This is a genomic window from Janthinobacterium sp. 35, assembly GCF_002754575.1.
GTDB lineage: Bacteria > Pseudomonadota > Gammaproteobacteria > Burkholderiales > Burkholderiaceae_D > Janthinobacterium > Janthinobacterium tructae.
Map to the genome: position 1 here is coordinate 4,991,333 of NZ_PEFN01000001.1, position 22,271 is coordinate 5,013,603.

At 62.0% G+C, this 22,271-nt stretch carries 17 protein-coding genes; 7 read left to right on the forward strand and 10 right to left on the reverse strand.

Translation table 11 applies throughout. The annotated features are described in order from the left end of the window. The first annotated feature begins 364 nt into the window (after positions 1-364). Entirely contained in the window at positions 365-1,735 is a 1,371-nt protein-coding gene (locus tag CLU93_RS22335; RefSeq protein ID WP_099763358.1) for an HD-GYP domain-containing protein, read from the forward strand. A 101-nt stretch (positions 1,736-1,836) separates the two neighbouring features. Here CLU93_RS22335 and CLU93_RS28780 read toward each other — a convergent pair whose 3' ends face one another. The 4 genes from CLU93_RS28780 to CLU93_RS22355 form a co-directional block, all read right to left on the reverse strand. Next, positions 1,837-3,567 (reverse strand): methyl-accepting chemotaxis protein, encoded by a 1,731-nt coding sequence (locus CLU93_RS28780; RefSeq protein WP_099763359.1) that lies wholly within the window; start codon positions 3,565-3,567, stop codon positions 1,837-1,839. A gap of 335 nt (positions 3,568-3,902) precedes the next feature. Beyond that, the gene (locus tag CLU93_RS22345; protein WP_099763360.1) at positions 3,903-4,115 is read right to left on the reverse strand and encodes a hypothetical protein; all 213 of its coding nucleotides are present in this window, start codon (positions 4,113-4,115) and stop codon (positions 3,903-3,905) included. 85 nt (positions 4,116-4,200) lie between these two features. Then, on the reverse strand, positions 4,201-4,704 hold the full coding sequence (locus CLU93_RS22350) for a DUF2939 domain-containing protein (protein WP_180287913.1): 504 nt from the start codon (positions 4,702-4,704) through the stop codon (positions 4,201-4,203). A gap of 285 nt (positions 4,705-4,989) precedes the next feature. Then, entirely contained in the window at positions 4,990-5,436 is a 447-nt protein-coding gene (locus CLU93_RS22355) for a DUF2939 domain-containing protein (protein ID WP_099763362.1), read from the reverse strand. Between the two features lie 112 nt (positions 5,437-5,548). On the opposite strand from CLU93_RS22355, the gene CLU93_RS22360 reads away from it, so the two are divergent. Together CLU93_RS22360 and CLU93_RS22365 are read left to right on the forward strand one after the other, a co-directional pair. Next, a complete protein-coding gene (locus tag CLU93_RS22360) occupies positions 5,549-6,388 on the forward strand; it encodes a hypothetical protein (protein ID WP_099763363.1) in 840 nt (279 codons plus the stop codon). A 15-nt stretch (positions 6,389-6,403) separates the two neighbouring features. Then, on the forward strand, positions 6,404-8,611 hold the full coding sequence (locus CLU93_RS22365; protein WP_099763364.1) for a penicillin acylase family protein: 2,208 nt from the start codon (positions 6,404-6,406) through the stop codon (positions 8,609-8,611). A 79-nt stretch (positions 8,612-8,690) separates the two neighbouring features. Here CLU93_RS22365 and CLU93_RS22370 read toward each other — a convergent pair whose 3' ends face one another. Together CLU93_RS22370 and CLU93_RS22375 are read right to left on the reverse strand one after the other, a co-directional pair. Then, on the reverse strand, positions 8,691-9,872 hold the full coding sequence (locus tag CLU93_RS22370; RefSeq protein ID WP_099763365.1) for a trans-sulfuration enzyme family protein: 1,182 nt from the start codon (positions 9,870-9,872) through the stop codon (positions 8,691-8,693). Further along, positions 9,869-11,260 carry a pyridoxal-phosphate dependent enzyme gene (locus CLU93_RS22375; RefSeq protein ID WP_373629863.1) on the reverse strand — a complete coding sequence of 464 codons (1,392 nt, stop codon included), beginning with the start codon at positions 11,258-11,260 and terminating at the stop codon, positions 9,869-9,871. The genes CLU93_RS22370 and CLU93_RS22375 overlap by 4 nt, the downstream gene beginning before the upstream one ends. Before the next feature lie 294 nt (positions 11,261-11,554). Here CLU93_RS22375 and CLU93_RS22380 point away from each other — a divergent pair, with 294 nt between their 5' ends. Continuing rightward, positions 11,555-12,103: a thymidine kinase gene (locus tag CLU93_RS22380; protein ID WP_099763367.1), complete on the forward strand. Its 549-nt coding sequence runs from the start codon at positions 11,555-11,557 to the stop codon at positions 12,101-12,103. Between the two features lie 3 nt (positions 12,104-12,106). Here the strand turns inward: CLU93_RS22380 and CLU93_RS22385 are convergent, their stop codons facing one another. Continuing rightward, complete coding sequence (locus CLU93_RS22385; protein WP_099763368.1) at positions 12,107-12,379, reverse strand: putative signal transducing protein; 273 nt, start codon at positions 12,377-12,379, stop codon at positions 12,107-12,109. A gap of 50 nt (positions 12,380-12,429) precedes the next feature. Then, complete coding sequence (locus tag CLU93_RS22390) at positions 12,430-14,400, reverse strand: methyl-accepting chemotaxis protein (RefSeq protein ID WP_180287914.1); 1,971 nt, start codon at positions 14,398-14,400, stop codon at positions 12,430-12,432. A gap of 520 nt (positions 14,401-14,920) precedes the next feature. Between CLU93_RS22390 and CLU93_RS22395 the strand changes: the two genes are divergently transcribed. After that, positions 14,921-17,191: a carboxy terminal-processing peptidase gene (locus tag CLU93_RS22395; RefSeq protein ID WP_099763369.1), complete on the forward strand. Its 2,271-nt coding sequence runs from the start codon at positions 14,921-14,923 to the stop codon at positions 17,189-17,191. A 165-nt stretch (positions 17,192-17,356) separates the two neighbouring features. On the opposite strand, the gene CLU93_RS22400 is transcribed toward CLU93_RS22395, so the two are convergent. Further along, positions 17,357-18,283 (reverse strand): LysR family transcriptional regulator, encoded by a 927-nt coding sequence (locus CLU93_RS22400; RefSeq protein ID WP_099763370.1) that lies wholly within the window; start codon positions 18,281-18,283, stop codon positions 17,357-17,359. Between the two features lie 114 nt (positions 18,284-18,397). On the opposite strand from CLU93_RS22400, the gene CLU93_RS22405 reads away from it, so the two are divergent. Next, on the forward strand, positions 18,398-19,612 hold the full coding sequence (locus CLU93_RS22405; protein ID WP_099763371.1) for an MFS transporter: 1,215 nt from the start codon (positions 18,398-18,400) through the stop codon (positions 19,610-19,612). Positions 19,613-19,775: 163 nt separating this feature from the next. Here CLU93_RS22405 and CLU93_RS22410 read toward each other — a convergent pair whose 3' ends face one another. Then, positions 19,776-20,429 (reverse strand): pentapeptide repeat-containing protein, encoded by a 654-nt coding sequence (locus CLU93_RS22410; protein WP_099763372.1) that lies wholly within the window; start codon positions 20,427-20,429, stop codon positions 19,776-19,778. Positions 20,430-20,766: 337 nt separating this feature from the next. Between CLU93_RS22410 and alaC the strand changes: the two genes are divergently transcribed. Further along, positions 20,767-21,984 (forward strand): alanine transaminase, encoded by a 1,218-nt coding sequence (gene alaC, locus CLU93_RS22415; protein WP_099763373.1) that lies wholly within the window; start codon positions 20,767-20,769, stop codon positions 21,982-21,984. The last annotated feature ends 287 nt before the right edge of the window (positions 21,985-22,271 follow it).

Below are 22,271 nucleotides of genomic sequence, written 5' to 3' on the forward strand. Positions count from 1 at the left end.
TTTCGACTCAATACGTGAATAAAATCGTATTTGTCGTCAATATCTGGCGGGTGCATAGTGGGGTGCCGACAGGCTTGTGCCAGCGCAAAGGACGACTTGGCCATCGAAATCTTTCCCTGTGCCAGCGCAAACATGCCGCTGCCATGGCGTGCCAGCGCTCAGTGTGCAGTGCGGAAAATGCGACACTTCCCCTTTTTTCTTCTGCCATGCGATGTTGTTGTGTTGCGACATCATGGGATGGCATCTTGCCTGCCAGCTGCTGGGCGCGGCGCATGCACGAACAATGATGTTGCCACAAGGTAGTTACAGGCAAGATCTGGCGTAGAATGTAGTTTATTGCAAATTAGAAACTTATATTTCTACCATGTTAATCTTATCCGCAAGTGCGCCGCCCGTTGACGGCATCCGGCTTTCCGAACTGATCGCCGCCCTGAGCCAGGCCCTGGACATCACGGAGGGACAGCCAGAAGGCCATTGCATCCGCTGTTGCTGGATCGGCATGCACGTGGGACGCGAACTGGGCATGGCGGATGAAGACCTGTGGAATCTGTATTACACCCTGCTGCTGAAGGACCTGGGCTGCAGCAGCAATGCCGCGCGCATCTGCGAGCTCTACCTGACGGATGATCTGTCTTTCAAACAAGGCTTCAAGACGGTGGGCGACAGCCTGCCGCAAGTGCTCAAATTCGTCCTCAAGCACACGGGCCTGAAGGCGGGCCTGGCCGAGCGCTTCCGCGCCGTGATGACGATCTTGCGCGACGGCGCACACATCGCGCAGGAGCTGATCGCCACGCGCTGCCAGCGCGGCGCCGACATCGCGCGCCTGCTGCGCTTTCCGGAATCCGTGGCACAGGGCATCTACAGCCTCGACGAACACTACAATGGCCAGGGCAAGCCGGACAAACTGGCAGGCCAGGCGATTCCCTTGTTTTCGCGCATTGCCCTGCTGGCACAGGTGATCGACGTGTTTCATACGGCCGATGGCGCGCGCGCCGCCCAGGCCGAGGTGCGCCAGCGCGCGGGCAGCTGGTTCGACCCGCAACTGGTGCAGGCGTTCGAGCGGGTGGCGCAGTCGGCCGCCTTCTGGTCCATGTTGCGCTCGCAGGACCTGACGGCTGCCGTGGCGGCGCTGGAGCCGGCCAACCGTTCCGTACCGGTGGACGAGGACTATCTCGACGACATCGCTGCCGCGTTCGGTCAGGTGGTCGATTCGAAAAGCCCGTACACGAGCGGGCACAGCGCCCGGGTAGCCTTGTATGCGGACATGATCGCCGAAACCTTGGGCGTGACGCCGGAGCGGCGTCGCTGGCTCAAGCGGGGGGCCTTGCTGCATGACGTCGGGAAACTTGGCGTCAGCAATAGCGTGCTGGACAAGGCCGGCAAACTCGACGCGGAGGAGTGGCTGGCCGTGCAGCAGCACGCACACTATACGCAAACGATTTTGTCACGCATTGATGCGTTTGCCGAACTGGCTGTCGTGGCAGCTGCGCACCATGAGCGGCTCGATGGCAAGGGCTATCCGCGTGGCTTGACAGCCGACGACATCAGCCTGGAAACGCGCATCATCACCACGGCCGATATTTTCGACGCCATCACGGCCGACCGGCCATATCGGGGGCCGATTCCCATTCCGAAAGCGCTCGAGATCATGGCCGAGACCGTGGGCACAGCCATCGACGCGCAGTGTTTTGCCGCCTTGAAAGTGGCGCTGGAGCGCTTGCCCGACCTCGCGTAGCCGGACAGCGAGTGCCTGGTGGCGTCAGCGCGGGCTGGCGTGTTGTTGCAACGTGACAGGGGAGGTGCCAGTTGCGGCCTTCCCCTGTATCTGTGAGCTGCTTAAAACTCTTCCCAATCGCCGGCCGTCACGGCTTCCGTTTGCACCGCACGGGGTTTTGCCGGCGCGGCCTGGCGCTTGACGGTGCTGCTGGCCGCAGCCGGTACCAGGCGCTGCGGTTTTGCGCTGGCGCGTGCTGCTGCCGTCGTGCGCGCCGGTGCCGCCACCTGGCCGTCGTGCGTCTTGAAGATGCTCACGGTTTGCACCAGGTGGCTGGCCTGGTTGCGCAGCGATTCGGCCGCCGCCGCCGCTTCCTCCACCAGCGCCGCATTTTGTTGCGTGACGCCATCCATCTGCGCCACCGCCTGATTGATCTGCTCGATGCCGGCGGACTGTTCCTGGCTGGCCATCGTGATCTCGGCGATGATATTGCTGACGCGGGCGACACTGGCGACTACCTCGGACATCGTCGTGCCCGCCTGCGCCGCCAGCCTGGCGCCCGCATCGACACGGCTGACGGAATCGTCGATCAGCGTCTTGATTTCCTTGGCCGCGCTGGCGCTGCGCTGGGCCAGGCCGCGCACTTCGGTCGCCACGACGGCGAAGCCGCGGCCCTGTTCGCCGGCCCGCGCCGCTTCCACGGCGGCATTCAGGGCGAGGATATTGGTCTGGAAGGCGATGCCGTCGATGACGCTGATGATGTCGACAATCTTGCGCGACGATTCGCTGATCAGGTCCATGGTGCCCATCACTTGCCCCACCACGGCGCCGCCCTTGCTGGCGACATCCGATGCAGTTGTTGCCAGCACATTGGCTTCGCGGGCATTGTCCGCATTCTTGCGCACCGTGCTGGTCAGTTCTTCCATCGAGGAAGCGGTTTCTTCCAGTGAACTGGCTTGCTGTTCCGTGCGTGTGGAAAGATCGTTATTGCCGGTGGAAATTTCCGCAGCGGCCAGGGACACCGTGTCGGAATCCTGGCGCACGGAGGAGACTACCGAGGTCAGCGACACTTGCATGCGCTGCAGCGCCGACAGTACGCTGACGCTATCGTTCGCCGCGACGCTGAGTTTTCCGGTCAGGTCGCCGCCGGCAAGCAGGCTGACGGCGTCGCACAGCTGGCGCGGTTCGGCACCGAGTGCCTTGAGCAAGTGGCGCGTGATGAGCCAGCCTGCCAGGGCCGCCAGCACGATGGACAGCAAGCTGGCGCCGATGAGGATGTTCCGGTTGAGCAGGTAATGCGCGTCGTCTTTCTGCAAGAGGAGGGCGGAGTGCTGGTCCGTCAGCGTGAAATATTCATCGGTGGCGGCGACGAGGGCGGCCAGCAGCGGACGGCATTCCTCGTTCATCTTGACGATGGCTTGTTCGGTTTTCTTTTGCAGCGCCAGGTCCACGATGGCCAGCGCCACGGGAGCATAGCGTTTTTCGATGCTGTCGATCTTGTTGATGATGGCGCGCACCTCGTCCGATACATCCGGCTGCTGTGCCAGCTGCAGCAGGTGCTGCATGTTCTTGGCGACATTCGCATGCGCCTGCATGATGTGTTGGCGTTCGACGTCCACGTCTTCCGGCTTGGTAAGCAGTACCAGGTTCCTGGCCGCCACGGCGCGCATGTCGATCGCGTCACGCACGCGGTGCGCCGTATTGGCACGCGCCATAATGCCGTTGACATACTGCTCAAAGTCGGCGTTGGAGTTGGACAGACTCCGCACGGACAGGATCGAGATGCCGACAAGGAAAAAGACCAGCAGGCCGAAGGCCAGGGTCAGTTGCTTGCGAACAGTTAATTGATTCATGATGCCTCTCCCAGAATACGTTATGAAATTAGAAACGGTGCTCGCGTGGTGCCGGTAGCCATATAGTGTTGGCCAGTGGGCGCGCCTTGTGCAGTGCTTTTCTATCCAGAACACGGATTCGTGGTGTGAGGATTGCGTTACTTAAAAACTGATTTCAATAATTTATTTGTTTTATTTATTAAATTCATTGTTGCATAAAAAAATCAGTAAATCAATGAGATTTTCGTTCCTAAAAACAACTAGTTAGCATGGACGGCCAATGCCGGGGGGGCACTGGCCGGCGAGACGGTCAAGTGGCAAAGGGCTTGCAGGTCGCAGGCCCTGGCGGTCCGTGCTCAGATGGGAAATGCGCCCGCGCCCGATACATTCAGGCAGGCGACTTTGTCGCTGGAAAAGTACTTGATTTGTCCCAGGCCGATGGCGTAGCAGCCGTCGCTGAGCGGGGAAATGGGGCCGGTGAGTTTTTCGCCGCTGACCAGGGTCACCACCCAGGGCGTGGTGGCCGGTTTGCCCGCGTGGGCCAGTGCGTGTTGTACCAGGTCTGACATGCTGCCTCCGATGGAAATCAAAACCTGATGATAGCAGTGTAAGGTTTCGGATAGCCGCTGTTTGCCGATACGCCGGGCCCGCGCCTTACGCGTCGGCCAGCAGATTCCTGGGCAGCGCCACCGACACCAGTTTCCAGCGCCACAGGCCGTCGCGCGTCAGAGTCAGCTCGCCGATATGGCTCTTGCTATGGGCGCGCTGCACCACGACCTTGTCCCAGGCGGTGTAGCGCAGCTTGTAGTCGGGCTTGGCATTGCGCTTGCGGCCGCTGATGTCGCTGACCTTGGCGATCGGCTTTTCGTAGCGGTCATTGAGCTTCATCAAGGCGACGATGCCTTCAGGCATCAGCATGGTATCGAGCAAGGGGTCGATGACGTCGGGGTTGATGTCGTCGGCCACTTCCGGCGCCGAGAACAGGGCATGCAGTTGCTGCCCCAGGCTGCCGCGCAGTTGCGCCAGGTCGATTTGCGCCGCCAGGGCCTGGGTATCCTCATCCATGGTTGCCGCGCGGATCTTGTTCATGGTGAAATACGGGCTGCCATAGAAGGCGCCGGCCAGCGCGACCAGTGCCACTAGAGCGAGAAGCAACATTCTTTTCATCGTGCAATCTCTCGGATGCCTGGCGACCCGGTGCGCCTGAAGTGCGAAGTAAGTCGCAATAAATTATTGTGATTTCTGACTTCCATAACCGGCGCTCTGCGGTGTTGCCCGCTGCTAGCAGTGCTCGCACTGCGTCGCAGCAGGCGCCTTGCAGAGCATCCGGTTCTGTTCGTCATAACTTCACAATAACTTCCCACGACCTACTTAGCATTCTACATAATATTTCCCAAAATCAATATGGCGGTTTAGGTAAGTATTGTTTTAGATCAAGTTTCTTCAGAGTAATTCCGGCGGCAAGGTAATATCCGTCAATTTCCAATCCCAGATGCCATGCCGGCGCAGCAAAAACTGGCTGGCGGCGGGGCCGGCGCCGCTGCGCCGCAGCACCACTTCATTCCACGAGCGGTACGCCATGCCGAAGTCGTGGCGCTTGCCATCCGCCCCTTGCTTGCCGTGCAAGATCAATACGGTGATGCCGGGCGGCGAGACGATGGTGTCGAGCATTTCCTTGAAATCCTCGTCATTGGCCGTTTCGCCGGCCACCCGCAACTGGCGCGCCACGCTGGCGCGCACGGCGGGCAGGTCGGCCTGCTGCGCCAGGTTTTCCAGGCGCACGGATTTCGCCGCGATGCTGATGCGGTACATGGCGATATAGGGGCTGACCCAGGTGAAGCCGATGGCGGCGACGCTAAAAATGATCGCGGTGGCGTACTTTCTTTTCATGGTCCGTGTTTTTGTATGAGCTGTGCCGCCGTGATTTTACCCGGCCAGGGGCGGTGGATGGTGTAGCATTCGTGCCGGCGCGGACCATCGCGCCGCATTATTGAGGACAACCATGAATATCACTATCAATCAGGTGCTGCAGTCGTATATCGACCCGCTCACCGCCAGCGAATACGCGGCGCTCGAACGCAGCCTGCTGGCCGAAGGCTGCCGCGACGCGCTGGTGCTGTGGAACGACGTGCTGATCGACGGGCATAACCGCTACGCCATCTGCCGCCAGCACGGCATCGAATTCAAGACCATCCAGAACACCAGCTTTACCTCGCTCGACGACGTCATGCTGTGGATGATCGACAATCACCTGGCGCGCCGCAGCGTGTCGGACTTCCAGCGCGGCGTGCTGGCCTTGCGCAAGAAGGAAATCGTCGCCGCGCGCAGCCCGGCGCCCGTCAGCGCGGCTGACGCGCCGGACGGCGAAAACGCGCCGAAACCCCCCATGAGCACGCGCGAAGAGGTGGCCAAGGCAGCGCGCTTGAGCAGCAACCAGATCAGCCAGATCGAAAAAATCCAGAAGGCGGCCGCGCCGGAACTGGTGGAAGCGGTCCGTTCGGGCACGATCTCCATCAATGCGGCCGCCACCGTGGCGTCGCTGCCGCCGGAAGAGCAGGTGGCGGCCGTCGCCGGTGGCAAGAAATTATTACGCCAGGCGGCCAAGGAAATCCGCGAACAGCGCGCCGCCACGCGCACGCCGCGCGAGCCGAAGGCGCCTCACGTGTCGCAGGACACGCCGGAAACGGGCAATGAGCCGTGGGCCGAGAATGCAGCCCAGGCGCCTTCGGAAGCGGAGCGCCTGCGCGGCGAGATCGCCAGTTTGAAGCAGAAAGTGGCGCAATTGCAGGCGGAAAATGTGGAACTCAACCAGCGCATAGCCACGCTGATCGACGCATCCTGATTACTGGAGTAGTTCATGCTGGCTCGCCGCACCCTGTTCGCCGCCATCGCCTGCGGAATCGTTGCCAGTGCTCCCGCGCTGGCAGCACCCGCCGCTTCTGTTGCTGACATGGCCCGCTGGCAGGCGCAGGCCGCCAACGTCAGCATCGCGCGCGATACCTGGGGCATTCCCCACGTCACGGGCAAGAGCGATGCGGACGCCGTCTTTGGCTTGATGTATGCGCAAGCCGAGGATGATTTCCCCCGCGTGGAATTGAACTACATCAATGCCATGGGGCGGCTGGCGGAGGTGGAGGGCGAACGGGAACTGTACCGCGACCTGCGCATGAAGCTCTTCATCGCCCCGCTTGAGCTGCAGGCGCAGTACCGCGCCAGTCCGGCGTGGCTGCGTAAATTGATGGATGCGTTTGCCGATGGCTTGAATTTTTACCTGGCCAAGCATCCGCACGTCAAACCCAAGTTGATCACGCATTTCGAGCCGTGGATGGCCTTGAGTTTCAGCGAGGGCAGCATCGGCGGTGATATCGAATCGATCAACCTGGCGCAGCTCGAAGCGTTTTACGGCCAGCAAGCCAGGCCCGCCGCCGTGGCGCTGGCCGGCATCGAGACGGGCTTGGAACCCGAGCCGAGCGGTTCGAACGGTTTCGCCATCGCGCCCGCGATCACGAAAAATGGCCATGCGCTGTTGATGATCAACCCGCACACTTCGTTTTACTTCCGCCCCGAAGTGCAAGTCACCAGCGGCGAAGGCTTGAACGCATACGGCGCCGTCACCTGGGGCCAGTTCTTCGTCTACCAGGGTTTCAACGAGCGCCTCGGCTGGATGCATACCTCGGGCGGCGGCGACGTCATCGACGAATACCTGGAAAGCATCGTCGAGCGGGATGGCGCATGGTTCTACCGCTATGACGGTGGCCTGCTTCCCTTGAAAGCCGTGCCGATTACCTTGCCATATAAACTGGCGAGTGGCGCCATGGGCTCGAAAACCATCACCGTCTACTACAGCCACCACGGTCCCATCGTGCGCGCGCAGGACGGGCGCTGGGTGGCCGTGCGCCTGATGCACTCGCCCATGAAGGCGCTCATGCAATCGTACACGCGCACCAAGGCGCGCGATTACGCTGCGTTTTACAAGACCATGGAACTGCGCACGAATTCGTCGAACAATACGGTATATGCGGATGCGGACGGCAATATCGCCTATTTTCACGGCAATTTCATTCCCGTGCGCGACCCGCGCTTCAACTGGAAGCAGCCCGTCGACGGCAGCGACCCGGCCACGGAATGGAAAGGGCTGCACACGGTGGCGCAAACCATCACCCTGTTCAATCCGAAGAATGGCTGGATACAGAATACGAACAACTGGCCGTATTCGGCGGCCGGCGCCAACAGCCCACGCCAGCACGACTATCCCGCCTACATGTCCGTGTATGGCGAAAACGCGCGCGGCCTGCATGCCGTCAAGGTCTTCCAGAACAAGAAGGATTTCACGCTCGACAGCCTGATCGCCGCCTCCTACGACAGCGAACTGACGGCCTTCGAAGCGCTGCTGCCACCGTTGTTCGCCGCATACGATGCGCTGCCGGCCGGCGACGCGCAACAGCTGGCGCTGGCCGATAAAATCGCCTTGCTGCGGGCCTGGGACTGGCGCTATGCGCTGACGTCCACGGCGACATCGCTGGCCGTGTTCTGGGGCCAGGAATTGGCGGAACTGACGGGCAAGCAGGCGCGCGAGAACGGCGTGCCCGTGGTCGACTTCATGGCGACGGAGAAGGTCACTGCAGCGCAGCGGCTGGCGGCCTTGGCCAGCGCCGCCGATAAACTGCAGCGCGATTTCGGCCACTGGCAAACGCCATGGGGCGAAATCAACCGCTACCAGCGCCTGACGGGCGACATGGTGCAGCCATTCGACGATGCGCAGCCCAGCTTGCCCGTGCCTTACGCGTCGGGCAACTGGGGCGCGCTGGCCGCGTATGGCCAGAGCAGCAAGAGCACTACGCGACGCATCTATGGCGAGCGCGGCAACAGCTTCGTGGCGGCCGTGGAATTTGGCCCCCGCATCAAGGCGAAAAGCATCCTCGCCGGCGGTCAGAGCGGCGACCCGCACTCGCCGCACTTCCAGGACCAGGCGGCCATGTACGCGCGCGGTCAATTCAAGGAGGTGCTGTTTTATCCCGAGGACGTGGCCAGGCACCTGGAGCGCAGGTACCGGCCGGGGGAGTGAGGCAGCCCCACGGCAAGAGCAGGGGTCGTACCCTCAGGGTACGACCCCGGTAGTTCTGCTCTTGGGTTGATTTGAAAGATCAGATCGCATCGAGCGCCGTGCGCAAGTCATGCCGCAGGTCTTCGATGTCTTCGATGCCCACCGACAGGCGGATCAAGCCGTCGCCGATGCCCAGCTTGGCCCGCTGTTCGGGCGGGATGCTGGCATGCGTCATCAGGGCCGGGTGCTCGATCAGGCTTTCCACGCCGCCCAGGCTTTCGGCCAGGGCAAACACCTCGCAGCGTTCCAGGAAGCGGCGCGCGCCGGCCAGGTCCGTATCGAGGTCGATCGAGATGATGCCGCCGAAACCGTCCATCTGGCGCTGCGCCAGCGCGTGCTGCGGGTGCGAGGCCAGGCCCGGATAAAACACGGATTTCACTTCCTTTTGCTGCTCCAGCCACTGCGCCAGCACCAGCGCGCTTGCGCAATGGCGTTGCATGCGGATGGCCAGGGTCTTGATGCCGCGCAAGGCCAAAAAGCTGTCGAACGGGCCGGCAATCGCGCCCACCGAGTTTTGCAGGAAGCCCAGCTGCTCGCGCCATTCGGCCTGGCGTTCTTCCGCGCCGACGATGGCGATGCCGCCGATGATGTCCGAGTGGCCGTTCAGATACTTGGTGGTCGAGTGCACGACGATATCAAAACCGTGTTCCAGTGGGCGCTGCACCAGCGGGCTGGCGAAGGTGTTGTCGGCCACGGCGATGATGCCCCGTGCGCGGCAGATGTCGGCAATGGCCCGCAGGTCGGCCAGTTTCAGCATCGGGTTGGTGGGCGTTTCCACCCACACCATCTTCGTTTCCGGGCGCAGCGCGGCCAGCAGGTTTGCCGGATTGGTCAAATCCACATACGTAAATTCGTGGCCGGCCGAACGCCGGCGCACGCGCTCAAATAAACGGTAGGTGCCGCCGTACATGTCGTCGCCAGCGACGATATGGCTGCCCGCATCGAGCAGTTCCAGCACGGACGAGATGGCGGCCAGGCCCGAGGCGAACGCGAACGCCGCGCTGCCGCCTTCCAGGTCGGCCACGCAGCGTTCGAGCGCCCAGCGCGTGGGATTGTGCGAGCGGCCGTAGTCCAACCCCTTGTGCACGCCGGGGCTTTCCTGCACAAAGGTGGAGGTGGCGTAAATGGGCGGCATGATGGCGCCCGTCGACGGGTCGGGCGACTGGCCGGCGTGGATGACACGCGTGGCGAGGTGGCTCTTGCGGGTGGTTTCCTGGCTCAAGATAGTGTCCTGCGTAAGTGGTTGAGAAGGTCGAAGCGGGTGATCAGGCCATAAAAGGCGATATCGTCGGCGACGACGGCCGTCAAGCCCCGGTCCAGCGTGGCGCGCAGGGCAGGCAAGCCGCTTGAGGGCGCCAGCGTTTCGATCTGCGTCGTCATGGTGGCGCCCACCAGACCGGCGAAATGCGCGGCGTCGCTTGATACGTGCAGCAGCAAGTCCGATTCATCGAGGATGCCCACCAGCTGGCCGTTATCGATGACGGGCAGTTGCGCCAGGTCGGCCGAGCGCATGCGGTTGAAGGCGGTGAGCAAGGTGTCGCCAGGTGCCACGCTGACGACGTCGCCCTCGTCGTAGCGGCGTCCGATCAGGTCGCGCAAGTCGCCGGAAAGGGACCGCTGCAACAGGCCCTGGTCGCGCATCCAGCCGTCGTTGTAGACCTTCGACAGGTAACGCGTGCCCGTGTCGCACACGAACGTGACGACGCGTTTTGGCGTCGTCTGTTCGCGGCAGTATTTGAGGGCGGCGGCCAGCAAGGTACCGGTCGACGAACCCCCTAAAATGCCTTCGGCAAGCAGCAGCGCGCGCGCGGAATCAAAACTTTCCTGGTCCGTGATGGTGTAGGCCTGCGTGACGCTGCCCATGTCGGCGATAGCCGGAATAAAATCTTCGCCGATGCCTTCCACGGCCCACGAGCCGCTCGTGTCGCTGACTTTGCCGGACTCGATGTATTCGGTGAGGATGGAGCCTTGCGGGTCGGCCAGCACGAATGCGAGTTTCGGCTGCGCCTTGCGGAAGTAGCGCGTCAGGCCCGTCAGGGTGCCGGAGGAACCGACGCCGACGACGATGGCGTCCACGTCATGCCCGCTTTGCTCCCAGATTTCGGGCGCCGTCGTCGTTTCGTGGGCCAGCGGATTGGCGGGATTGTTGAACTGGTCGGCAAAGAAGGCGCCCGGCAGGTCGCGCGCCAGGCGCGCCGCGTAATCCTGGTAGTACTCGGGATGGCCCTTGCCCACATCCGAGCGCGTGGTGTGTACTTCCGCGCCCAGGGCCTTCAGGTGCAGCACTTTTTCCGTCGACATCTTGTCGGGTACGACGAGAATCACGCGGTAGCCCTTGATGCGGCCCACCAGGGCCAGGCCGATGCCGGTATTGCCGGCCGTGGCCTCGACGATGGTGCCGCCCGGCTGCAAGCGGCCGTCGGCTTCGGCCGCTTCGATGATGGACAGGCCGATGCGGTCCTTGATGGAACCGCCGGGATTTTGCGATTCCAGTTTCAGGAACAGCTGGCACAGGCCCGTGTCGAGCCTGGTGACTTCGACCAGTGGGGTATTGCCGATCAGCTTGTATAGCGCTGGCGGCTGGGATGGGGATGGCATTCGATCATTCATGGTGGCTCCTGTCAGAGAAACAGCCGCTCGGGATTGTGTCCCGAGCAGCCTTCCGTGCCGCGCAGTGTAGGCGGGTGGACGAGTGCGGCGAACGAATGTTTATATGCTTGCATATGCGCCCTGCGCATATCGGCGGCAAGGTGCGCGATGCGAGTATGCGCCGTTTTTTGCCCGCTTGCCGCGCCAATGGCGCGCGTATTAAGCTGCCGCAAGCCCGCCATTGCGATTTATAATCACGCCTCGAAAAGGTGCTAAACAGTATCCAGAATAATCAGACAGACAGGGCAGGCGGCAGTGGCAAAACTTTATTTCCGGTATTCCGCGATGAACGCGGGCAAGTCGACAGCCTTGTTGCAAGTCGCGCACAACTATGAAGAGCAGGGCCAGCAGGTGCGCCTGTACACGGCCGCCATCGACAGCCGCTACGGTGTGGGCAGAGTCACCTCGCGCCTGGGTCCGCAGCGCCAGGTCGATATCTTCCATGCCGACACGAATTTCCTCGACGATATTCCCCAGGTCGCCTGTTTGCTGGTCGATGAGGCGCAATTTCTCAGCACGGCCCAGGTGCAGCAACTGCACCAGTTGGCGCAAGTGAAGGGCGTGCCCGTCATCTGCTACGGCTTGCGCACGGATTTCAAGGGCGAACCGTTCCCCGGCTCGGCCTATCTGCTGGCGCTGGCCGACGATATCGAGGAATTGAAGAATATTTGTACCTGCGGCAAGAAGGCCACGATGAACATCCGCGTGGACGAGCAGGGCCACCGCATCAAGGAAGGCGAGCAGATCAGTATTGGCGGCAACGAGAGTTACCGCCAGGCATGCGGGCGCTGTTTCTACTCCTAAACTTTACTCGGCGACGGGCATTCCCACATCGGCATCGTCCGCCAGCGCCAGATCGCCCCGCTCGAAGGCGGCCAGGATTTCATTCGCGCGCGCCACATCGTGTTCACGCACCATGACGCGGGCGCCGCCGATGGCGGCTGCCAGCAGCATGTCGGCCTGCATGTGCTGGTCGTCCGTCAGCAGCACGTCGATGCCGGCCGCTGCCAGGCAGCCGCGGATGACGTGGGCATCCGTGGGGATCATCAGCCGGGCTATTAAAACGTAGTCGTCGTGCATCGTGTCTCCTGGCAAGGTGGTTTTTCCCCATCTTAGCACCTGGATTGCTCTTACAGCTTGAACACGCCCACCACCTGGTTCAGCTCATGCGCCTGCTCTTGCAGGGCGTCGGCGGCCGCGGCCGCTTCTTCCACCAGGGCCGCGTTCTGCTGGGTCACCTGGTCCATCTGGGCGATGGCCTGGTTGACTTGCTCGATGCCGCTGCGCTGCTCGTCGCTCGCCTGCGCGATCTCGGCCATGATGGTGCTCACTTGCTGCACGCTGGCCACCACGGTATCCATGGTGGCGCTGGCCTGGCTCACTTGCGCGTGGCCCAGGTCCACCGTGCCGGCGGACGCCTGGATCAGATCCTTGATGTCTTTCGCGGCGGCCGTCGAGCGCTGCGCCAGGGTGCGCACCTCGGTGGCGACGACGGCGAAGCCGCGTCCCTGCTCGCCGGCCCTGGCTGCTTCCACGGCCGCGTTCAAGGCCAGGATATTCGTCTGGAAGGCGATGCCGTCGATGACGCCGATGATGTCGGCGATCTTGCTTGACGAGCTGCGGATGGCGTCCATGGTGCTGGCCACCTGCGCCACGGCCGCGCCGCCTTCGGCTGCCAGGGTCGACGAGTCGCGCGCCAGCCGGCTTGCCTGCTGCGCGTGATCGACGTTCTGGCGCACGGTGGAACTGAGTTCTTCCATCGAGGCGGCCGTCTCCTCCAGCGAACTGGCTTGTTGTTCCGTGCGGCTCGACAAATCCAGGTTGCCGCTGGCGATTTCACCGGACGCCGTGGCGATTTGCCCGGCGCTGCCGCGCACATTGCCGACCACTTGCGACAGGTTGTCGCTGATGCGGTTCATGGCGCGCAGCAGGCGGCCGATTTCGTCCAGGCTGGTTGTGTCGAGGTGCACCGTCAGGTCGCCGGCAGCGATTTGCGCGGCGGCCGTTTCGGCGGCAGCCAGCGGGCGCGAGACGAGGGTGCGCACCAGCCAGTACAGCAGCAGGGCGAAGACGAGCAGGGCGATGAAGCCGGAAATGGCCAGCTGCTTGCGCAGCTGGCGCGCCTCAAGCGTGATTTCGTCCGTGAACGTGCCACCCGCGATGATCCATTGCCACTCCTTGAATTGACGGTAATACAGCTGCTTTTCGCGCGCGCTGGCACGCGTTTCGCCCGGCGCCGTCCACGTATAGCGCATGGCGCCGTCTTTTTGCGCCAGCATGTCCTGGATGAACAGGCGGCCATCGCTGGCCTTGAAGTCGAGCGCGCTCTTGCCTTCGCTGTTCGGGTGCAGCACCAGGTGGCCGTAATTGGCGCCGGGCGCTGTGTCGACGATATAGATGTAGCCCGTCTGGCCGATCTTGACCTGGCGAATCTTCTCTTTCAGCATGGCCAGATTCTTGCTGATATCGAGACCGATGAACAGCACGCCCACCACCTTGCCGCCCGCATCGCGCACGGGATCGTACTGGGTGATGTATTGCTTGCCAAACAAGGTGGCCATGCCAACGAAGCGCTGGCCTGCGTGCAGCGGCGCATAGCTGGGGTGATTGTGGTCGAGCTGGGTACCGATGGCGCGTTCGCCATCCTGCTTTTTCAGCGAGGTGCTGATGCGCACGAATTCATCGCCGTTGGCGGCAAAGATGGTGGCGATCACGCCCGTCTGCGCCGTGTAGCGGTCGACCACGGCCGTGTCGAGGTTGAGCACCTTGCCGCCGTTGGCCAGCGCGGGCGTGGCCTTGCCGGCCACGGCCACCATGGCGCCCGCGTCGACCGTGAACGGGCCGGGAAATTCGGCCGCGAACAGGCGCGCGAAGCTGGCTGCCTCGTTGACCATGGCCGTGTGGAACACTTGCGTGGTCGTCATGACGCTATTGAGCTCGCTGGTGACGGCCGCTTCGGCGCGCTGTTCCAGTACGGTCGAGGTGCGGATGCTGATCAAGGTCGTCAGGCTGGCGAGGATCAGGCTGACGAGGGCAAACGTGAAGACGGTAATCTTGCCGCCGACACTCCAGTGGCGGGGGGAGAACGAAATTGTAGGCATAGTGTGAGTCTGGCAAAGGGTAATCAGCTCGGCCATTCCTGGTCATGACATGACACATGGGGAGGGGATCTGGTGGGGGATGCGCTTGAAGCGCAGGCGTGCCCGCTTGGGAGCTGCGCGCGTGCAAGCAAAATTTCAGGGCGCGATGATAGCATGTTGCTTGCCTTTTGTTACTAAGTGTTTCCCGCAGGAATCATTTTTTCGCATAAAAACATCATCTGCATCAAGGATTGTAAAGGTTGGCTATTGACTATTTTGATTTCAATGGAGCGTGTTGATCTTCATCGCTGGCGGGGGATGTGATTTTTGTCACGAATGTTTCACTTTGTAATGAATGAGACGCGGCCTTTAATCCGCGTTTAAGCTTCCAGGAAGAAACTGATCTTCCATGGGAGACTGCCTGGCCGTATCCTGTAGAATAATATGCAGACCAGTCGTGTATTCCCCTTACTGTCTTGCTGGCTGGCGCATGCATAGCTGCGCTGCCTGGAATTGATTCAACTAATTTTCGGAGAAGCCGATGAAGAAGCAAATGATGCTGGTCACCCTGGTGCTTGCCCTGTCAGCCCACGCTGGCGCAGCCCAGACGGACAAGAGCGCCGCTCCTCCGCTCACCATGAAGCCGCTGGCCCAGCAAACGCAGGCCGCCCTGTGGGCATCGCGCGTCTTGACGCGCGTCCATTACAAGGCCATGCCGCTCGATGACGCCATGTCGGAGAAAATCTTCGACCGCTATTTCAAGTCCCTGGACGCGGAAAAACTGTTTTTCGTGCAGGCCGACATCGACCGTTTCGCCCCGCTGCGCACCAGGCTGGACGACGCCATCATCAATGAAGACCTGACGGCGCCGTTTGCCATCTACAACCTGTACCAGCAGCGTTTCGACGAGCGCATGGCATATGCGCGTGAATTACTCAAAACCAAGTTCGACTTTGCCGCCGACGAGAGCTACCAGATCGACCGCGAAAAGGCCGCCTGGCCGAAGAACGACGAGGAAGTGCGCGACCTGTGGCGCAAGCGTGTCAAGAACGACTGGCTGCGCCTGAAACTGGCGGGCAAGGAAGACAAGGCGATCCGCGAAACGCTGGACAAGCGCTATGAAAGCTACACCACCCGTGCGCGCAAGCTCAACAGCGAAGATGTGTTCCAGATCTTCATGAACGCTTATGCCATGTCGATCGAACCGCATACCAATTACCTGGGCCCGCGCGCCTCGGACAACTTCGACATCGCCATGCGCTTGTCGCTCGAAGGCATCGGCGCCGTGCTGCAGACGCGCGATGAATACACGGTGGTGCGCGAAGTCGTGCCGGGCAGCCCGGCCGGCTTGTCGGGCAAGCTGAAAGTGGGCGACCGCATCGTCGGCGTGGGGCAGGGCGAAAGCGGTCCCATCACCGAAGTACTGGGCATGCGCATCGACGACGTGGTGCAGCTGATCCGCGGCGCCAAGGATTCCGTGGTGCGCCTCGACATTCTGCCGGCCGACGCCGGCCCGGACGCCAAGCACGTGGTCTTGCCGCTGGTGCGCAAGAAAATCAGTATGGAAGAGCAGGCGGCGAAGAAATCGGTCATCGAAGTGCGTGACAACGGCGTCAAGCGCCGCATCGGCGTCATTTCCCTGCCGACCTTCTACCAGGATTTCGAAGCGCGCCGCCGTGGCGACAAGGATTTCAAGAGCGCCACGCGCGACGTCAGCCGTTTGCTGGCCGAGCTGAAGAAGGATAAGGTCGACAACGTCCTGATCGACTTGCGCAACAACGGCGGCGGTTCGCTGAACGAAGCCGTCGAACTGACGGGCCTGTTCATCGACAAGGGCCCGGTCGTGATGCAGCGCAATGCCGAAGGCAAGGTCGACGTGGAAAGCGATACGAATGCGGGTCTGGCCTGGGACGGTCCGATGGGCGTGCTGATCAACCGCGGCTCGGCATCGGCTTCTGAAATTTTCGCCGCCGCCGTGCAGGACTACGGCCGTGGCGTGATCATCGGCGAAGGCAGCTTCGGCAAGGGTACCGTACAAACCTTGTTCAACCTCGACCGTTTCGGCGGCAGCGAGAAAGCCCGTTTCGGCGAGCTGAAAATGACCATCGCGCAATTCTTCCGCATCAATGGCGGCACCACGCAGTTGCGCGGCGTCACCCCCGACATCAAGCTGCCAGCCATGTCGGACGCGGAAAACTTCGGCGAATCGAGCTATGACAATGCCTTGCCATGGGTGGCCATCAAGCCGGCGCCCTACATGCCGACGGGCGACCTGAAAGATATCGTGCCGCTGCTGGACAAGAAACATGAAGCGCGCGTGGCCAAGGACAAGGATTTCCAGTACTTGCTCGATGACATAGCCCTGGTCGTCAAGCAGCGCAAGGAAAACCAGATTTCGCTCAATGAAACCGTGCGCCGCAAGGAGCGCGATGCCCAGGAAGCGCGCGCCAAGGCGCGTGAAAAACGCCTGATCGCGCAAATTTCGAATCCTGCCGAAGATCTGGTGGTGATTCCTGATCCGAAAGACGTGCTGAAGGGCGCGAAAGCGGCCAGCAAGACGGCCAAGCAGATCGCCGCCGTGAAGGGCGCCTTGCGCACCGACGACGGCTTGCAGGGCGACGAGCGGGCCCTCAGCGCCGAACTGGACGCCGAAACGGCCGCCAAGAGCGCCAAAGACGTGCTGCTGAACGAAGCGGCGCGCATCCTGGCCGATGAAGTGGCGCTGATCAAGGCCGATACCCGCCTGGCATCGAAGGTCTTGCCGTATGCTGCCGATGTCAAGGCGACACCGGTGGCGGCGACATCGAAGTAATGAACGTGGAATAAGGGGAGGGGAGAGTTATCTGTTTCGCGTATTTCTATCATTCCAACAATCAATTGGATTGATATGCCGCGATGCAGCATAATTCATCTGTCTCCTCTATTCTCCTCCAAGAAAATAGATTCAGCCCGCTCTTGTAGCGGGCTTTTTTTTGTCTCAGATTTTGTGCGTTGGAAGTTGCACGTCGGGCTGGGCGGCCAGCAAGGCCGTGAGCCAGCCGGCAAACGCTTGCAGCTTGGGCGTGGCCAGCCGCCCTTGTGGCGTCAGCAGCGACATGGGCATGGGCGTCGGCGGGCGGGCGGCCAGCACGGCGACCAGCGCGCCGCTGTCGAGGTGCTCGCGCACCTGGTACACGGCCGCCTGCGCCAGTCCCAGCCCCTGCAAGGCGCAGGCGACGCTGGCGTCGGCATCGTTGACGGCGATGGGGCCTGCCATCTGCACGCGCACGACCTCCTTGCCTTGTTGAAAATCCCAGTCGAAGGCGCGTCCCGTGCGGCCCGAGTAATGCATGATGCCGCTGTGCGTGGCCAGCTCCGCCAGGGTGTGCGGCGTGCCTTGGCGCGCCAGGTAAGCAGGGGACGCGCACGTGACAAAGCGCATCAGGCCGACCTGTTTGCCGATGAAGGCGGAATCTTGCAAAGTGCCCACGCGCAAGGCGCAATCGATGCCTTCCTGCGTCAGGTCGACCAGGCGGTCAGTCAGGCTCAGCTGCAATTGCACGTCCGGCCAGGCGGCGTGGAAGTGCGCGATATGCGGCACGACCAGCCTGCGGCCCACCGTATTGGGCAAGTTGATGCGCAACAAGCCGCGCGGTTTTGTCGCGTCGGGGCCACGGAACGCCAGTTCCGCCGTGTCGACGGCCTTCAGGATATCGATGCAGTGGCGAAAGTACTCGGCCCCTTCCGGCGTCAGGGACAGGCGGCGCGTGGTTCGCTGCAGCAATTGCGTGCCCAGGTAGGCTTCCAGCTTTTGCAGGGTGGCCGTCAGCGCGGCGCGCGGCAAATTCAAGGTCTCGGCCGCCTTGGAAAAGCTGTTGGCTTCGACGATGCGCACGAAGGTCTGCATGGCCTTGATCTTGTCCATAGGATAGCTTCCATTGTTCATTTTATGTGAAAAGTGTAAGTAGATTATGCGCTAATTATCTTTGCCCCGGTTTTGCCTAGAATGGCAACATCCCTATCGAACCGAGGAAACAACATGAACAAGGCCTCATCTATTGCTCCCCACGACATTGCGCCCGGCATGGTGCTGCTGCTGGCCGTCGCTTCCGGCCTGATCGTGGCCAATCTGTATTACGCGCAAACCCTCGTCGGGCCCATCAGCGCCTCGACGGGCCTGTCGGCCAAGGCTGCCGGGCTGATCGTCACGCTGACGCAAGTCGGCTATACCCTGGGCCTGCTGTTTGTCGTGCCGCTCGGTGATTTGCTGGAAAACCGCCGCCTGATCGTCACGGCCCTGCTGGTGACGGCCACGGCCCTTGTGGTTGCGGCGATGAGCACGGGCGCCATCGTGTTCCTGGCCGCTGCGCTGGCCATCGGCTTGGGTTCCGTGGCGGCGCAAGTGATCGTGCCGTTTGCCGCCCACCTGTCGCAGGAGGCGACGCGGGGCCAGACGGTGGGCAAGGTCGTCAGCGGCTTGTTGCTGGGTATCATGCTGGCCCGTCCCGTGGCGTCATTGGTGGCCGCGCACGCCAGCTGGCACGTGGTGTTTGGCGGCGCCGCCGTGCTAATGCTGCTGCTGGCGCTGGTGTTGCGCCGCGCCTTGCCCGTACGCCAGCCCGTGTCGAACATGAAATATCCGGCCCTGATGGCCTCGCTGTGGCATCTGCTGCTGGGCACGCCCGTGCTGCGCCGCCGCGCCGCCTACCATGCGGGCCTGTTTGGCGCCTTCAGCCTGTTCTGGACCGTCACGCCGCTGGTGTTGTCCAGCCCCGCGTTTGGCCTGTCGCAAACGGGCATCGCCATTTTTGCCCTGGTGGGCATGGCCGGCGCCGTTGCCTCGCCCATCGCCGGCCGCCTGGCCGATGCGGGCCATACCTTGCCGGCCACGGCCGCCGCGCTGGCGCTGGGCATCGTCGCGTTTGCCTTGCCGATGTTTGCGCCAACATCGAAGCACCTGGCGCTGGGCTTGCTGGTGGCGGCTTCCATCGTGCTCGACATGGGCGTGGCGGCGAATCTGGTGCTGGGCCAGCGCGCCATCTTCAGCCTGGGCGCGGAAGTGCGGGGCCGCTTGAATGGCCTGTATTTCGCGCTGTTCTTTGCCGGCGGCGCGGCCGGTTCGGCCATCGGTGCCTGGGTGTACGCCAGCTACGGCTGGCCAGCGACCTTGCTGACCGGCATGGCGTTTCCGGGCCTGGCCCTGCTGGTGTGGCTGGCAGAATTTTTACCGCTGGCCACGCGCCGCCCGGCTTGAAACCCTGATGCCCGCTCATTATCACTGGCAGTAATTTCTATCATCATGAATATAAAGTGGCGTGATATGCCGCGATGCCGCAAGATGCACTTGTCTCCTCTATCTCCTCCAAGGAAATAGATTCAGCCCGCTCCCGCAGCGGGCTTTTTTTTGTCTTTTCAGATTAAATCACCACCAGATCGAGCGCGCGCATGAAGTTCGCTGCCTGCGCATGCGTGATGACGGCGCCTTTCAGCAAGGCCGCTTCGCTCAGTTTGAAACCGTCGATATCGGCGCCGCGCAAGTCCGCGCCCTGGAACTTCGCCAGTTTGATGGTGGCGTTGCGCAAGCTGCCCCCTTCGAAGACGGCGTCGCGGAAGTCGCAGCCGGCCAGGTAGGCATCGGAAAAATCCAGCTGTTTCAAGATGGCCTTGCGGAACGAGAAGCCGCGCAAATCGGCGCCCACCAGCAGGCTGTCTTCGAAGGTGAGGCCCAGGTGGGCCACTTCCTCGAAAGACGCCCCCGTCAGCTTGCAGCCGCGGTAGGTGACCGAGGCCAGCTTGGAACGGCGCCATTTGGTGTTGTTCAGGTCGCAGCCTTCGAATGTGGCGTCGACGGCGTCCACGGATTCGAAATCGGCGCTGCCTGCGCGGCAGCGGCGCCAGGTGCTGCGCGCCAGCTTGCTGGCAAACAAGTTCGTTTCGGCAAAGGTGCAGCGTTCAAACGTGCAGCCCTGCAGGTCGAGGCGCGACAGGTCTTCGCCATCGAAGGCGCAATCGATGAAGTGGTGCACTGGCAGGGCCAGTTGCTGCTCGATGCCGGCGCGGTCTAGGGTCATGCTGCTTGCTGCGGTGTCGTGTGTTGCCATCCGTCTCATTCCTAAAGTGAAGCAGGGGAGGGATGGCGCGGCGGGAAAATGCACGAACCAGAACACCTCCCCGGCTGGTGGTACAGCCAAGGGTCAGCGCCGTGGGTCCGCGTGGGCGGGAGCATGCCGGACGGTGCCGGGCACTTACCGGGTTACCAACCGGTGCGCTCATTTTCGATCAGCCTGCATTGTAACGGCTTGACTGCGCCCTTGCCAGTGCTGGATAAACCGGGTTAATATCGTTGCAGGTACACCCATTGTACCAACGTCGCTCGGACGGATCCGGGCGCTTACGTATAGAGATATCATGACCGATAGCCAAGCTCCGCGCAGCTTTTCGCGCATCAATCGTCTTCCCCCCTACGTTTTCAATATCACCGCCGAGCTCAAGATGGCCGCGCGCCGCCGTGGCGAGGACATCATCGACATGTCGATGGGCAATCCCGATGGCGCCACGCCGGCCCACATCGTCGACAAGCTGGTCGAAACGGTGAAACGCCCCGACACGCACGGCTATTCCGCGTCAAAAGGTATTCCGCGGCTGCGCCGCGCGATTGCGCACTGGTACAAGAAGCGCTACGCGGTCGACATCGACCCGGACAGCGAAGCCATCGTCACCATCGGCTCGAAAGAGGGCCTGGCGCATTTGATGCTGGCGACACTCGACCGTGGCGATACGGTGCTGGTGCCCAATCCCAGCTACCCGATCCACATCTGGGGCGCCGTGATCGCCGGCGCCGACATCCGTTCCGTGCGCATGGGGCCGGGCGTGGATTTCTTTGCCGAACTGGAACGGGCCATCCGCGAAAGCTACCCGAAACCGAAGATGATGGTGCTGGGTTTTCCGTCCAACCCCACGGCGCAGTGCGTGGAGCTGGAGTTTTTCGAGCGTGTCGTGGCGCTGGCGAAGCAGCACAATATTTTGGTGGTGCATGATCTGGCCTACGCCGACATCACCTTCGATGGCTGGAAGGCGCCGTCCATCATGCAGGTGCCCGGCGCGCGCGACGTGGCCGTGGAGTTCTTCACCATGTCGAAAAGCTACAACATGGCAGGCTGGCGCATCGGTTTCATGGTCGGCAACGCGGAACTGGTGTCGGCCCTGGCGCGCATCAAGAGCTATCACGACTACGGCAGTTTTACGCCCGTGCAAGTGGCGGCCATTGCCGCGCTGGAAGGCGACCAAAGCTGCGTGACGGACATCTGCGCCCAATACCAGCGCCGCCGCGACGTGCTGGTGAAAGGCTTGCATGAAGCGGGCTGGATGGTGGAAAAGCCGAAGGCGTCGATGTACATCTGGGCGCATATCCCCGAGGCTTACCGCCACCTGGGTTCGCTGGAGTTTGCCAAATTGCTGCTGCAAAAAGCCAAGGTCAGCGTCTCGCCCGGCATCGGTTTCGGCGAGTACGGCGACGAATACGTGCGCTTCGCCCTGATCGAAAACGAGGCCCGCGTACGGCAGGCGTTGCGGGGCATTAAGAATATGTTGCGTTCCAGCGACGGGAAAACGGAAGCGACAGCATAAAAATTGCCTTATGGAATGATTTGTTGCCCTTGATATCACTACAGCGTATTTCTGACATCACGAATATAAAGTGGTTTTATATGCTGCAACGCGGCATCATGCATCTGTCTCCTCTATCTTCCTCCAAGAAAATAGATTCAGCCCGCTCCCGCAGCGGGCTTTTTTTTGCCCGTCGCCATCACACAGTGCAGGTAGGCGATGCCGTCGTCCGTTTCAGCGGGGCGGGCGTGACCGGCGCAAGACGGCCAGACGCGTTCGAGCATGATTTCACATGAGTAGCATTCATG

What these genes read in the sequence shown, in the direction of transcription:
- CLU93_RS22335 (WP_099763358.1), top strand. Translation starts at nt 365, where the DNA reads ATGTTAATCTTATCCGCAAGTGCGCCGCCCGTTGACGGCATCCGGCTT.
- CLU93_RS28780 (WP_099763359.1), bottom strand. Translation starts at nt 3,567, where the DNA reads ATGAATCAATTAACTGTTCGCAAGCAACTGACCCTGGCCTTCGGCCTG.
- CLU93_RS22345 (WP_099763360.1), bottom strand. Translation starts at nt 4,115, where the DNA reads ATGTCAGACCTGGTACAACACGCACTGGCCCACGCGGGCAAACCGGCC.
- CLU93_RS22350 (WP_180287913.1), bottom strand. Translation starts at nt 4,704, where the DNA reads ATGTTGCTTCTCGCTCTAGTGGCACTGGTCGCGCTGGCCGGCGCCTTC.
- CLU93_RS22355 (WP_099763362.1), bottom strand. Translation starts at nt 5,436, where the DNA reads ATGAAAAGAAAGTACGCCACCGCGATCATTTTTAGCGTCGCCGCCATC.
- CLU93_RS22360 (WP_099763363.1), top strand. Translation starts at nt 5,549, where the DNA reads ATGAATATCACTATCAATCAGGTGCTGCAGTCGTATATCGACCCGCTC.
- CLU93_RS22365 (WP_099763364.1), top strand. Translation starts at nt 6,404, where the DNA reads ATGCTGGCTCGCCGCACCCTGTTCGCCGCCATCGCCTGCGGAATCGTT.
- CLU93_RS22375 (WP_373629863.1), bottom strand. Translation starts at nt 11,260, where the DNA reads ATGAATGATCGAATGCCATCCCCATCCCAGCCGCCAGCGCTATACAAG.
- CLU93_RS22385 (WP_099763368.1), bottom strand. Translation starts at nt 12,379, where the DNA reads ATGCACGACGACTACGTTTTAATAGCCCGGCTGATGATCCCCACGGAT.
- CLU93_RS22390 (WP_180287914.1), bottom strand. Translation starts at nt 14,400, where the DNA reads ATGCCTACAATTTCGTTCTCCCCCCGCCACTGGAGTGTCGGCGGCAAG.
- CLU93_RS22395 (WP_099763369.1), top strand. Translation starts at nt 14,921, where the DNA reads ATGAAGAAGCAAATGATGCTGGTCACCCTGGTGCTTGCCCTGTCAGCC.
- CLU93_RS22400 (WP_099763370.1), bottom strand. Translation starts at nt 18,283, where the DNA reads ATGGACAAGATCAAGGCCATGCAGACCTTCGTGCGCATCGTCGAAGCC.
- CLU93_RS22405 (WP_099763371.1), top strand. Translation starts at nt 18,398, where the DNA reads ATGAACAAGGCCTCATCTATTGCTCCCCACGACATTGCGCCCGGCATG.
- CLU93_RS22410 (WP_099763372.1), bottom strand. Translation starts at nt 20,429, where the DNA reads ATGACCCTAGACCGCGCCGGCATCGAGCAGCAACTGGCCCTGCCAGTG.
- alaC (WP_099763373.1), top strand. Translation starts at nt 20,767, where the DNA reads ATGACCGATAGCCAAGCTCCGCGCAGCTTTTCGCGCATCAATCGTCTT.